This is a genomic window from Parabacteroides sp. merdae-related_45_40, assembly GCF_001915675.1.
On the sequence record NZ_MNQY01000061.1, the window covers coordinates 1 to 12,326 of the forward strand.

The 12,326-nt window shown below is 45.6% G+C and carries 11 protein-coding genes, 3 tRNA genes and 1 pseudogene; 10 read left to right on the forward strand and 5 right to left on the reverse strand.

The annotated features are described in order from the left end of the window. From BHV83_RS21840 to BHV83_RS09715, 5 genes and pseudogenes are all read right to left on the reverse strand, one after another. Positions 1 to 132: pseudogene (locus tag BHV83_RS21840) on the reverse strand (restriction endonuclease subunit S); the annotation flags it as partial. A 91-nt stretch (positions 133 to 223) separates the two neighbouring features. Next, on the reverse strand, positions 224 to 1,279 hold the full coding sequence (locus BHV83_RS09700) for a virulence RhuM family protein (RefSeq protein ID WP_122205282.1): 1,056 nt from the start codon (positions 1,277 to 1,279) through the stop codon (positions 224 to 226). Positions 1,280 to 1,297: 18 nt separating this feature from the next. Then, on the reverse strand, positions 1,298 to 2,851 hold the full coding sequence (locus BHV83_RS09705; protein ID WP_005648253.1) for a type I restriction-modification system subunit M: 1,554 nt from the start codon (positions 2,849 to 2,851) through the stop codon (positions 1,298 to 1,300). A 4-nt stretch (positions 2,852 to 2,855) separates the two neighbouring features. After that, positions 2,856 to 3,554 carry a GIY-YIG nuclease family protein gene (locus tag BHV83_RS09710; protein ID WP_005648256.1) on the reverse strand — a complete coding sequence of 233 codons (699 nt, stop codon included), beginning with the start codon at positions 3,552 to 3,554 and terminating at the stop codon, positions 2,856 to 2,858. A 10-nt stretch (positions 3,555 to 3,564) separates the two neighbouring features. After that, complete coding sequence (locus BHV83_RS09715) at positions 3,565 to 6,384, reverse strand: type I restriction endonuclease subunit R (RefSeq protein ID WP_122205281.1); 2,820 nt, start codon at positions 6,382 to 6,384, stop codon at positions 3,565 to 3,567. 508 nt (positions 6,385 to 6,892) lie between these two features. Between BHV83_RS09715 and prmC the strand changes: the two genes are divergently transcribed. The 10 genes from prmC (at position 6,893) to BHV83_RS09765 (ending at position 12,254) form a co-directional block, all read left to right on the forward strand. Further along, positions 6,893 to 7,741, forward strand: coding sequence for a peptide chain release factor N(5)-glutamine methyltransferase (gene prmC / locus BHV83_RS09720; protein WP_008154364.1), 849 nt, complete (start codon positions 6,893 to 6,895; stop codon positions 7,739 to 7,741). Next, positions 7,738 to 8,229, forward strand: a complete 492-nt coding sequence (locus tag BHV83_RS09725; RefSeq protein WP_005637346.1) for a regulatory protein RecX — start codon at positions 7,738 to 7,740, stop codon at positions 8,227 to 8,229. Before prmC ends, BHV83_RS09725 begins: the two co-directional genes overlap by 4 nt. Then, positions 8,204 to 8,896 carry a ComF family protein gene (locus tag BHV83_RS09730; RefSeq protein WP_022321409.1) on the forward strand — a complete coding sequence of 231 codons (693 nt, stop codon included), beginning with the start codon at positions 8,204 to 8,206 and terminating at the stop codon, positions 8,894 to 8,896. The genes BHV83_RS09725 and BHV83_RS09730 overlap by 26 nt, the downstream gene beginning before the upstream one ends. A 116-nt stretch (positions 8,897 to 9,012) precedes the next feature. Further along, the gene (pyrE, locus tag BHV83_RS09735) at positions 9,013 to 9,654 is read left to right on the forward strand and encodes an orotate phosphoribosyltransferase (RefSeq protein ID WP_005637349.1); all 642 of its coding nucleotides are present in this window, start codon (positions 9,013 to 9,015) and stop codon (positions 9,652 to 9,654) included. Positions 9,655 to 9,660: 6 nt separating this feature from the next. Continuing rightward, on the forward strand, positions 9,661 to 10,071 hold the full coding sequence (locus BHV83_RS09740; protein WP_005650490.1) for an SRPBCC family protein: 411 nt from the start codon (positions 9,661 to 9,663) through the stop codon (positions 10,069 to 10,071). Positions 10,072 to 10,082: 11 nt separating this feature from the next. Then, positions 10,083 to 11,420 (forward strand): argininosuccinate lyase, encoded by a 1,338-nt coding sequence (gene argH / locus BHV83_RS09745; RefSeq protein WP_122204108.1) that lies wholly within the window; start codon positions 10,083 to 10,085, stop codon positions 11,418 to 11,420. Positions 11,421 to 11,516: 96 nt separating this feature from the next. Further along, positions 11,517 to 11,882 carry a Rieske (2Fe-2S) protein gene (locus BHV83_RS09750; RefSeq protein ID WP_229040268.1) on the forward strand — a complete coding sequence of 122 codons (366 nt, stop codon included), beginning with the start codon at positions 11,517 to 11,519 and terminating at the stop codon, positions 11,880 to 11,882. A 95-nt stretch (positions 11,883 to 11,977) separates the two neighbouring features. Further along, positions 11,978 to 12,050, forward strand: a tRNA-Gly gene (locus tag BHV83_RS09755). A gap of 21 nt (positions 12,051 to 12,071) precedes the next feature. After that, a tRNA-Leu gene (locus tag BHV83_RS09760) sits at positions 12,072 to 12,156 on the forward strand. Between the two features lie 25 nt (positions 12,157 to 12,181). Next, positions 12,182 to 12,254 (forward strand) — tRNA-Gly (locus BHV83_RS09765). The last annotated feature ends 72 nt before the right edge of the window (positions 12,255 to 12,326 follow it).

Here is a 12,326-nt window from a genome sequence, read left to right on the forward strand (position 1 = left end):
ACCTCTTGGCGTAACACCACTACCCACTTTTGTAATTAGTTCGCCTATAGTACACATTTTCCACTCTCCACTGAACTCCGGGAAACGCAAAGGTGGAACATTAAGGACTTTATTGTCGTTATTATTTGCCATAGTTATTTTTAATCTCTAATCAAATTTCGTTATGCTGCAAGAAAAACTGCTACGATATGTAGCAGTTTCAATATGCGTTTAAGTCTTATCCTTACTCTTTATCGGGGTTAATATCAAAAGGCAACAAGTTGTCGCCATTATTGAAACGGTCGAAATCGGAGCTAAACAAACGGTCTTGAACGATACGGTATTTCTCGAATTCCGATTCGGCAAATTCCTTGGCGAACTCTGCCGTAATCTTTCCTGCATCGGCTAATATCGCATCACCTCCGGCTTCGAGGATGATGTCAATACGTTTTGCCCAATCTTCCATAGTCATCGGAATGTGACGTTTCGCCATTCGTTCTGCTAAATCAAGAACAGCATTGACTAATTGCGCCATATTTTCCAACTCGTTTTCTTTCAGATAGTTTTTTGCTATAACCACATCGGGCTTCACTATCTTTCCGTCAGGAGCATTTTCCCAAGAGGTAAGCCCCATGTGTTCTTTCTCGGAGTTTGCACGTTGCACGATAAGTTCGGCAGCCGTATGCCCATGTACGGCATAGTGCATTTTGTTCTGAACCTTTTTGAAGAACAGCCGTGTAGTGGGCGCATCGCGATTGTAGTCAATGGCAGTGGCGTAAATATCGGTGAGTTTTTGGTAGAAACGGCGTTCACTCAATCGTATCTCACGGACTTCAGCCAACAAGTGTTCAAAATAATCCTCACCGATAAAAGAACCGTTTTCCATGCGTTTCTTGTCTATGACATAACCACGGATGGCAAATTGGCGCAACACATAGGTACACCATTGGCGGAATTGGGTGGCACGAATGGAATTGACACGGTAGCCCACAGAGATGATAGCATCAAGATTATAGTATTGTACTTCTTTAGTCTGCGTTTTTCCGTCTATAGCCCCATGCTCGGTGGTATGTGCAAAAATTGCACATACCACTTCCTTATCCAATTCACAAGTGTCGAAAATATTCTTCAAGTGCTTGGTGACAACCGTTCTATCCACATCAAAAAGAGTGGCAATAACTTTTTGTGTCGCCCAAATGCTTTCATCTTTATACAACACTTCAACCCCTTGCTCTTTGTCTGCGACAGTAAATATCAAGAACTCCGCTGTGCTGTTTCTTATCTCGAACTTTTTAGCCATAATCTTACCCTCTTCGTTTTATTCTACAATTCCCAGTTCACGAAGGTAGCCTTCAATCTCTTTGTCAAGGTCAGCACGTTTGGCTTCCAATTCCTTGATTTCAGCCATGACAGCCTTAATGTCGATAGGCTCTTCCTCTTCAAAGGTATCCACATAACGGGGAATGTTCAAATTGTAGTCGTTATCGGCTACTTCCTGCAAGGTGGCGAGGTGGCTGTACTTTTCTATCTCGGTGCGATTGCGGTAAGTATCTACAATCTTGTCGATATGCTCCTTGCGTAGTTTGTTTTGGGTCTTGACCTTTTCAAACTCCTTGCTTGCGTCAATAAACAAAATATTATCGTCCTCCTTGCGGCATTTCTTCATCACGAGAATACAAGTGGGAATGGAAGTGCCGTAGAAGATATTGGCTGGCAAGCCGATAATTGCGTCAATGCAGTTCTTCTTCTCGATAAGGAAACGGCGGATAACGCCCTCGGCATTACCACGGAACAATACGCCGTGCGGTACAACGCAAGCCATTGTACCACCATCCACAAGATGATAGAGCATGTGCAGTATAAAGGCATAGTCAGCTGTCTTGCGCGGAGCAAGGCGACCGGCACGGCTGAAACGGTCATCATTGTTGAACTTGTCGGCGGCACTCCACTCTGCGGAGAAAGGAGGATTGGCAACCACGGCATCGAACTGGGTGTCACCGAAAGCGTCCGCCTCCAAGGTGTCGCCATTCTCTATTTGGAAATTACTGAACTTGATACCATGCAGCAACATATTCATACGGCACAAGTTGTAAGTAGTGGGGTTTTTCTCCTGCCCGAATATCTCGTATGCCCGTCCCGTATGAGCTGCACGAATAAGCAGTGAACCCGAACCGCAAGTAGGGTCATATACATTGCGTAAGCGAGTATGTCCGATAGTCACTATCTCGGCAAGAATCTGGCTCACTTCTTGCGGTGTGTAAAATTCTCCGGCTTTCTTGCCCGCTCCAGCGGCAAACTGAGAAATCATATATTCATAAGCATCGCCGAGAATATCTATCTGCGTAGCTTCGTCCGCTCCGAAGTCAATGCCGTTCAAAGCAATCAGTACATTGGATATGAGCGTATTCTTGTCATCGGTAGTTTTGCCGAGCTTGGGCGAAGCAAGGTCTATGTCTGAAAACAAACCTCCAAAATCGTCCTCACTCTCTTGTCCGAGCGTACTGTCCTCAATGCGCTTCAGCGAACGTTCGAGAGAGGGAATAATATTCTCCTTGCGCTTAATTGCGTCAATGATAGAGGTGAAGAGATATTGCGGCTCTACAAAATAACCGATATTTTCCAAACACTGCTTCTTGACTTCCTCTTGAAGTTCAAGGGCATCTTCTTCGCCTGACTGCCACAACTGTTTGAAAGTGATTTCGTCATCTTCAAGCGCACGGTCAGCATAGTTCTCTATTTTTTCAGAAAGGTACTTATAAAAGATAAAGCCCAACGAGAAGTACATAAATTCGTTGGCTGACATATTGCCGCGCAGGTTGTTGGCAACCTCCCAAAGCTGGGCGCGGAGTTTTTGTTGGAGTTCTTCACTCATGTTCTTAAACAGTTTTGTTTTCTACAATGTTTATTTCATTATCAGCTTCTTTTTCAAAGGCTGTCCTTAAGTCATCTAATATTTTTCCGTTGTACGAGAAATACTTGCTTCCCTGATAGGCATTTGAAGGTGTTCTCTTTTCTCCCGGAAGAAACGTACCGACAAAAGGAGACAATTTGTAAATTCGTCCGTCATATTCGATGGAATCATCACTTGCAACTTTCACTTTCAGATTGGTAGGGATAAAAGTAATATATTCACCTATCTTGATATGTACCATGCTGAATTTGAATCGCTCCCGTTTTTTCGGTCGAGAAAATTCTGATTTCTTTTCTTTCTTTTCGGGATGCGCTATAATAGGTTTATTGTCCTCATATTCAGTTATGACCGCATCGTCAATTGTCAAAGCGATGTCTCTGAAAATATCAAGAGCCACTTTGGGGTCAACATTAAAGAATTCCCTATTTTGCCGAATACGCAAGTCTGTCAATCGGTCTATTGTCTTATGCACAAGTCTTTCAACCTCATTGAATTTAGAAGTCTTCATCGTGGCAAAGATTTCAAAAGGCAACGGCACAGCGGTATTGTCCAACTCCTTTGAACGAATGTCAACGGGACGAGTACTTTTACCTATTTTCACCCAATCCTCTCGAAAACTGGGATTGGTCAGTATATAAACATAGCCGGGGTCATTTGTTTTCATACGCCATCTTTTAGTCCCAAGAGAATGTTCTGATAATATTGCGCAGACGGTCGAGAATACGGTTCACGGTTCTGCGCGTCTTTAGCAAGCCGAGGTGCTTCTCCTTGACTGCCGTTTGAATGATTTCGGGTTGCACCTTTTGTGAGAAGTCATACTCCGAGAGGAAACGGTTCAGCAGTTCGGTAGGCAACTGCTCATCTTCCGCAAGGCGGTCAATGGCTTTGCCTTTTTCCTGACGGATATATTGGTTGAGCCGTTCTTCGAGGTCAACAGAACCATCCGCTTTCTTCTTGCGCTCCACGAAGCCCTCCTTGTCTTCATCTACATTCTGGCGGATAAAGCCGTCAATCAGTTGCGACTTGCTGCGCAGCTCGGCATCTTTAATCATTGTGTCGATGATATGGCGGCGTTGTTCCTCATAGTTTTCACTGAACGGATTGAGTTCTGCAATCAGCTCGAGGATATAAGCCACATTGATAATGTCGCTGTGCAACAGTTCAAGACAGAAGTCGATGTCTTCAAGTCCTATTTCGTCTTCGGTGGAATTATCCTCAACGGAAGTGCCGCCTACGGTAGTGCTGTCAAGGAACGTGTCGTGAATGTCGAGGTACTTACTTCGGAAGTCGTTGTACAGTTGTTCGGATATGCCCAATTCGGGGTCATCCTCCGAATAGTCCTCGTAGATTTGTATCTCCGCATGTTTCTTTATCAACTCACGGAAAGCGAGAATGAAGTCACGCTTTTCGGGTTCGGTCTTCAACGCATCGACAGCCGCAGTGTCGGGATATTTGGCAAGGAAATCTTTGGCGATGTCGGCATATTCCTTTTTCACCACCTCGAAAGCCTCGCGGATGATAGTGCCCGTACCCCCGTTGCTGAACAGTTTTATGGATTCGTCCACATTGCTCTTGAGGTCGCGGAAACAGACAATCTTACCAAAACGTTTGTGCTCGTTGAGTACACGGTTGGTACGTGAGAACGCTTGCAACAATCCGTGGTATTCCAAATTCTTATCCACATACAGCGTGTTCAGCTTCTTGGAATCGAAGCCTGTGAGGAACATACCCACGACCAAACAAAGGTCGAGCGGTTTCATGTCGGTTTTCTTCTTTTTCAACCGCAGATTGACATCATCGTAGTAAGCACGGAAATTCTCGATGGAGAAATTCGTACCAAACATTTGGTTGTAGTCGTTGATGATTTCCTGCATATCGTCAGCCTCCGGCACGGATTCGTTGACAAAACCGCTGTTCATGCCCGTCAGTTCATCGTCCTCGTTAGGGTTAGATGAATAGGTGAAGATTGCACCGATTGAGATTTTAGGATTCAGTTCCTTGAAAATCTTATAGTAACGAATGAGCATCGGCACATTCTGCACGGCAAATAGCGCGTCAAACTCACCGTCAAAGGTGGATTTGCTGAAATTGTTGAGAATGAATTTGGCAATCTCGTGCATACGGCTTTCCTGTCCCGGTGATACCTCCTCGTTGCCGTGGTAGTATTCCACCAAAAAGCCAAGTACATTCTCATCAGCAATGGCATCTTTAATCAGGTACTTGTGCAGACACTTGTCGAAGATTTCTTCGGTGGTACGGTCGTTCTTAGAGTTCTCCTTGAATATAGGTGTCCCCGTGAAGCCGAATATTTGCGTATTGGTAAAGAAGTTGACAATATTTTTGTGGCTCTCACCGAAATGGCTACGATGACACTCATCGAAAATCATGATGATGCGCGACTTCCTCACTTCATCCAAACGCTTGCTGTACCATTGCTTCGTAACGGCTGCATTGAGTTTCTGAATGGTAGTGATAATGATTTTCGAATCGCTTGAAAGTTTCTTCGTCAGTTCATCGGTGTTGTCCGTGCTATCCACTGCACCGGGTTCGAACGCTTCATATTCCGATTGCGTCTGCGTGTCAAGGTCGTGACGGTCCACCACAAACATCACCTTATCCACGCCATCCAACTCCGAAACGAGTTGTGCCGCCTTAAAAGAAGTAAGAGTCTTGCCAGCTCCCGTAGTGTGCCAAATGAAGCCGTTGTCGGTAGAGTTCTGCACCTTATCCAAAATCTCCTCCACGGCATAGAACTGATAGGGGCGCAACACCATCAGACATTTGTCACCCTCATGAAGCACGATGTATTTGCTAATCATCTTACCAAGGGTACATTTATCAAAGAACATTGCTGCAAACAGACTGAGGTCGTTGAAGGGGTTGTTATCCTTGTCCGTCCAATTGAAAGTAAACTTGTAGCCTTGGTTGGGGTTGTTGGCGAAATAGCGGGTGTTTACACCGTTGGAGATAACGAAAACCTGTATATAGTCGAACAAGCCATGAAACGATGTCTTATGGTAGCGTTGCACTTGGTCGTAGGCTTGGCGCAGTTCCACCCCTCGCTTTTTTAATTCGATTTGCACCAACGGCAAACCATTTACCAATATCGTCACATCATAGCGGCATTTCTTCCTACCCTCAATGGTGATTTGGTTTGATACCTGAAACTCATTCTGACACCATTGTTTCTTATTGAGAAATTCCACCCACACACGTTCCCCATTTTCGGTTTCGAGTGGATAGAGGTCGCGCAGTTTCTTGGATTTTTCAAAGCGTGAGCCGCCCTCCAAATGAAGCAAAATCTTTTCAAACTCCGATTCGGTGAAATGTTCACGCCCTATTTCCGCAAGTTGTTTGCGGTTATGTTTTTCGAGCTGGCATTTGAAATTATCGCGGAGATTGCTTTCTTCTTCAATCTTCACGTATTCATAGCTCATTTGTTCAAGGGCATGAATCAGAGCATTTTCAAGTGCGGCTTCACTTTGTACAGCCATGGTTTATATTAAAGCGAAAACTCCTTCGCTATCCCTGCGAGGCTGACCAAAGCCTATAAGACAACGAAGGAGTTTCATATGTTGTTTTAATTGCTTTCTCAGGTCATTAGCAGTCCGATAATGAGTGCAAAGGTAGCAATTTTTATCGGTTTTTCCTTGCGCATTTGAATAAACAGTATAAGAGAAAAGAGAGAGTTTATTATGTGTAACCCTATATTCACCACAAGGTATCGTTGATTTTGGAATTATCCGACTTTGGAGGATAATCCTGCTCCCTGCAAGGACAAGGCGTTTAGAGTTACTCGAATCGTTTCGGGCAACCCAAAACATACCTTGCGATGTTCTCGGGACAAAGGTACAAAGATTATGAAAAACCAGCGGGAAAATATATTTTCACCGTAGAAAAATTTTTGTTTCACTGTTTGGAAACCTTTGTTTCGATATCGGAAAATTCTTTCTTTGTTTGGTTGCAATTTATCTTATGCTTACTTTTGCCCAAAAACAAAATATGACTGAAACCATCGCATACATTAAGGAATCATTGAGGGATCTATACCCATCCTCCGAGGTCAGCAGCCTAGTTCGTTTAATTATGGAGCGGGTTTGTAATATTCAGCCGCATCATTTTTTATTTTGTAAAGACAAAGAACTGCCAGAAAGCGAAAAAAGCCGGATTCATGACATAGTCGAACGTTTGAAGCAGATGGAGCCTATCCAATACATATTAGGGACGGCCGATTTCTACAGCCTTCAGTTCGAAGTGGACCCGTCCGTCCTGATACCGCGCCCGGAAACCGAAGAACTGGTCGAGCAGGTCATCCTCGACAATGCAGATAAAAAGATCAAGATATTGGATATCGGAACGGGAAGCGGCTGCATAGCTGTCACACTCCGGAAGCATCTGAAAAAAGCAAGCGTGATTGCGACGGACATTTCGGCGGAAGCGCTCGCGACCGCCCGCCGGAATGCCAAACGCAACAACACAACGGTCACTTTCATCCAGACAGATATCCTAGACCCGGAGAAAGCGGAAATGGACATTCCGTTTATTCTGGACGTTATCGTCAGCAATCCGCCCTACATCAAGGAGGAAGAAAAAAAAGACATGGAGCGGAACGTGCTGGACTACGAACCACACCTGGCTCTTTTCGTCCCGGACAACGACCCGCTGCTCTATTATTGGCATATTGCCCATTTCGGAAAGAAAAAACTGAGAAGAAACGGCCGTCTCTACTTCGAAATCAATGCGGCATGCGGCAATATGGTTGTTGAGATGCTGGAGGAAGAAGGCTACAAGAATATCGAATTGATCCAAGACCTGTCCGGCAGGGACCGGATCATAAAAGCACGCAAATGAAACAAATCAGTGAATCTGAAATGCTTCACCGGGCAGCCGCCTACTGTTCTGCCAGCGAACGCTGCATCCAGGATGTCGAAAAGAAAATCAAAGCGGCGGGATTGGCCGGGGAAGAAAGCGACCGGATCGTTTCCCGCCTGCTACAAGAACGTTTCATCGACGAAAGCCGCTTTGCACGCTATTTCGTAAACGACAAATTACGCTTCAACAAATGGGGACGTGTCAAGATCAACTACGAGATGCAGCGGAAAGGCATTCCGTCCAGTATCCGCTCGGAAGCACTGGAAGGTATCGACGAACAAGAATATCGCTCCATCCTTCTTTCTCTCCTGAAAAGCAAAAAGAAAGTAACCCGTGGGAAGGACGATCGGGAAGTTTACGCCAAACTGCTCCGCTTCGCCGCCGGACGCGGTTTCGAAACAAGGGAAACAAGCCGCTGCCTGAAACAACTGTTCAACGGGAATGACTACGAGGATGATTTTGAATGACCTCCTCAACCTTTTCTATCCCCGCCTCTGCCTGCTTTGCCAGAGGTCTTTGATGGAAGGGGAAGAGCATATTTGCCTGCATTGTTCGAATCATTTGCCCTACACGCATTTTACGGATATGGAGACGAATCCGGTCTGTCTGCTTTTACAGGGAAAAACATCTTTCGTCGCCGCCACCGCTCTGCTCCACTTCACGAAAGGGGGAAGCGGGCAAAAGCTGATCCATTCCTTAAAATATCATGGAAACAAAAAACTCGGATACGAACTGGGACACATGGCTGCTACCACCTACCGGGAGACAGGGCTGTTCGACACCGTCGATCTCCTTTTGCCGGTCCCGCTCCACCCGAAAAGAATGAGGCAAAGAGGTTATAACCAGTCGGAATGGATCGCATACGGCATCCGTTCCGCCACTGGAATCGCGGTCGACACCTCATCCTTGTCCCGCATAAAAAAGACCGAAAGTCAAACCCGCAAGCAGATATTCGAACGATCGGAAAATGTAGAGGACATCTTCCGTGTAGAGAACACCGACACGTTGAAAAACAAACACATTCTACTGGTGGACGATGTTATTACGACCGGTTCCACCATGAACGCCTGTGCAGAAGCCATGAAAGCCATATCCGGCATCCGGATCAGTATTTTAGGCATAGCTGTGGCATAAACTCTCCTTAAACCTGCTATACAATATGTATAGCTTATTTTTTTGAAGAACTACAAGGTTATCTCATTCCCTTTGTCTACCTTTGCAGACTGATATAAACATTTTTATTAGGTTGTATGAAAACACTGGAAAGATTAGTAGCAGAGAGATTATTAAAGATTAAGGCGGTCAAATTGCAGCCGGCCAATCCTTTCACATGGGCATCCGGTTGGAAATCACCAATCTACAACGACAACAGAAAGACACTTTCCTATCCGGAAATCAGAAGTTTCATTAAACTGGAGCTGGCTCGCACAATCAGCGAAAAGTATGAAAATGCCGATGCTATTGCTGGTGTTGCAACCGGAGCAATCGCCCAGGGTGCATTAGTTGCCGACCTACTGGGTCTGCCGTTCGTGTACATCCGTTCAACTCCTAAAGATCATGGATTGGAAAACCTGATTGAAGGCGAACTGAAACCGGGTTCAAAAGTAGTGATTGTAGAAGATTTGGTTTCTACAGGTGGTAGTAGTTTGAAAGCCGTACAGGCTGTCCGTAATTTCGGTTGTGACGTTGCCGGTATGGTTGCCATTTTCACGTATGGTTTCCCTGTTGCAGTAGAGGCTTTCAAAGAGGCAAAAGTTACATTGACGACTCTAAGTAACTATGATGCCGTGCTGGAAGAAGCATTGCGTACAGATTACATTGACGAATCCGAAATCGCAGTCCTTCAGGAATGGCGCAAAGATCCGGCAAACTGGAATCCCGAAACAAAGTAAGTGAAAATGACTGAATTTGTTAGCGAAGTGAAAACGATCCCCTTTAACGAGGATCGTATTTTTAATATGCTGTCCGACCTATCCAACTTAGGAAAGGTGCAGGACCGCATACCTCAAGATAAGATTCAAGATTTCGAGTTCGATAAAGACTCTTGCAGTTTTTCCGTCGCACCGGTAGGCAAGATAACCTTCCAGATCGTGGAACGTGAACCGAACAAGACGATCAAATTCACGACCACGAACTCGCCTGTTCCTCTGTTCCTTTGGATTCAGCTAAAACAGGTAGAAGAGAACGACACACGGATGAAAATAACCGTCCGCGCCGAACTGAATCCGTTTATCAAACCAATGGTATCAAAACCATTGCAGGATGCGATCGATAAAATATCGACCATGTTGGCATCCCTGCCTTATTAAATGTTTTTTTGATGGCTCAGAAACTTTGGGAAAAGAATGTTCAGGTAGACCAGGAAGTGGATACCTTTACGGTAGGCAAAGACCGTGAGATGGATCTCTATCTCGCCAAGTACGACGTGCTCGGCTCGATGGCTCACATCACCATGCTGGAAAGCATCGGGCTGCTTACCAAAGAGGAACTGACGATCTTGCTTGCCGAACTGAAAAATATCTATGCCGTTGCCGACTGTGGCCGGTTTGTAATTGAAGAGGGCGTGGAAGACGTCCACTCGCAGGTGGAATTGATGCTGACACGCAGCCTGGGTGACACAGGGAAAAAGATACACAGCGGACGTTCACGTAACGACCAAGTGCTGCTGGATCTGAAGCTGTTCACCCGCGCACAGATTCAGGAAATCGTAGAGTTGGTATCCGACCTGTTCGAGGTGTTGATCTCGCAGAGTAACCGTTATAAGGACGTGCTGCTTCCCGGATATACACATTTACAGATTGCCATGCCGTCATCATTCGGACTTTGGTTCGGCGCCTATGCCGAAAGCCTGACCGATGATTTGCAGATGATGCAGGCTGCTTATAAAGTTTGCAACCGCAACCCGTTGGGCTCTGCGGCCGGATATGGCTCTTCTTTCCCGCTGAGACGCCAGATGACAACAGATCTGCTCGGCTTCGACTCGCTCGATTATAATGTCGTTTACGCCCAGATGGGACGTGGCAAAATGGAACGTACCGTAGCTTTTGCCATGGCCGGCATTGCGGCAACCCTTTCCAAACTAGCTTTCGATGCTTGTATGTTCAACAGCCAGAACTTCGGTTTCATCAAGTTGCCGGACCAGTTCACAACAGGATCCAGTATCATGCCGCATAAAAAGAATCCGGACGTATTCGAGCTGACGCGTGCCAAATGCAACAAGCTGCAAGGATTGCCCCAGCAGATCACACTGATCAGCAACAACCTTCCATCAGGCTATTTCCGCGACCTGCAGATCATAAAGGAAGTATTCCTTCCCTCTTTCGACGAGTTGAAGGATTGCCTTCGCATGGTTACGCACATGATGCGGGAAGTAAAGGTGAACGAGCAGATCTTAGACGATGACAAATATGCACTCCTCTTTAGTGTGGAAGAGGTAAACCGCCTCGTTTTGGAAGGTATGCCTTTCCGTGACGCTTACAAGCAGATAGGATTGAACATCGAAGCTGGTAAATTCGTCCCTGTCAAGAAAGTTCACCATACGCACGAAGGAAGTATCGGAAATTTATGCAATGACCAGATTTCCGCCTTGATGCAAAATATCATGGACGGTTTCGCGTTTAATAGAGTAAACGAGGCTGAGCAACAGCTGTTATCCTAATAAACGATGAAACGGTTTTTATTTTGCTTACTTATATCATTAGTTTGTTCGTGTTCCAAATTCGAAGAATCGGATATACCCTATGCACCGGTATATTTGGAACTAGACCTGCGCTTCGGCGACAAAGATCTAGTAGGCATATACAATCACAAATCCATCACTAAAGCCCGTACTGCCGGAGAAAAGACGGGCTTTTCCGGTGTTTTGGTTGTATGCGGAATCGACAATTACGGAAATGCGACCTACTATGCATTTGATCTGTGCTGTCCCCACGAAGCCAAAAAGAATATCATCATAGAAGCCGACAATGCAGGAAAAGCAATTTGCCCGGAATGCGGAACTGAATATGATATCGGCTATGGGACCGGAGCACCGACAAAGGGCGTATCGCAATTTCCATTAAGAAAATATTACATGACTCCAGTATCGTCCGACAGACAGGAATGGGTTGTGAGAAACTAAAAAAATGCGTTGCCCTGCATTTTTTTATTCCAAATATTTGCAGAAACAAAAATTTCATCTACCTTTGCACTCGCAAACGAAAACAATGCAACAATGCGGAAGTAGCTCAGTTGGTAGAGCATAACCTTGCCAAGGTTAGGGTCGCGGGTTCGAGTCCCGTCTTCCGCTCATCTCTTAAGAGAAAGGGATGCTCGAATGGTGGAATCGGTAGACACGAAGGACTTAAAATCCTTTGGCCATTGCGGCTGTGCGGGTTCAAGTCCCGCTTCGAGTACACAAGTTTGAGCAAACAATATTTTGCGGAAGTAGCTCAGTTGGTAGAGCATAACCTTGCCAAGGTTAGGGTCGCGGGTTCGAGTCCCGTCTTCCGCTCGCTTCCAAAAGGCCTCGTTATTCTTAGGAATAGCGGGGCTTTTTATTTTCCTACCATTTGCTTTTGCCACA

What these genes read in the sequence shown, in the direction of transcription:
- BHV83_RS09700 (WP_122205282.1), bottom strand. Translation starts at nt 1,279, where the DNA reads ATGGCTAAAAAGTTCGAGATAAGAAACAGCACAGCGGAGTTCTTGATA.
- BHV83_RS09705 (WP_005648253.1), bottom strand. Translation starts at nt 2,851, where the DNA reads ATGAGTGAAGAACTCCAACAAAAACTCCGCGCCCAGCTTTGGGAGGTT.
- BHV83_RS09710 (WP_005648256.1), bottom strand. Translation starts at nt 3,554, where the DNA reads ATGAAAACAAATGACCCCGGCTATGTTTATATACTGACCAATCCCAGT.
- BHV83_RS09715 (WP_122205281.1), bottom strand. Translation starts at nt 6,384, where the DNA reads ATGGCTGTACAAAGTGAAGCCGCACTTGAAAATGCTCTGATTCATGCC.
- prmC (WP_008154364.1), top strand. Translation starts at nt 6,893, where the DNA reads ATGACTGAAACCATCGCATACATTAAGGAATCATTGAGGGATCTATAC.
- BHV83_RS09725 (WP_005637346.1), top strand. Translation starts at nt 7,738, where the DNA reads ATGAAACAAATCAGTGAATCTGAAATGCTTCACCGGGCAGCCGCCTAC.
- BHV83_RS09730 (WP_022321409.1), top strand. Translation starts at nt 8,204, where the DNA reads ATGACTACGAGGATGATTTTGAATGACCTCCTCAACCTTTTCTATCCC.
- pyrE (WP_005637349.1), top strand. Translation starts at nt 9,013, where the DNA reads ATGAAAACACTGGAAAGATTAGTAGCAGAGAGATTATTAAAGATTAAG.
- BHV83_RS09740 (WP_005650490.1), top strand. Translation starts at nt 9,661, where the DNA reads ATGACTGAATTTGTTAGCGAAGTGAAAACGATCCCCTTTAACGAGGAT.
- argH (WP_122204108.1), top strand. Translation starts at nt 10,083, where the DNA reads ATGGCTCAGAAACTTTGGGAAAAGAATGTTCAGGTAGACCAGGAAGTG.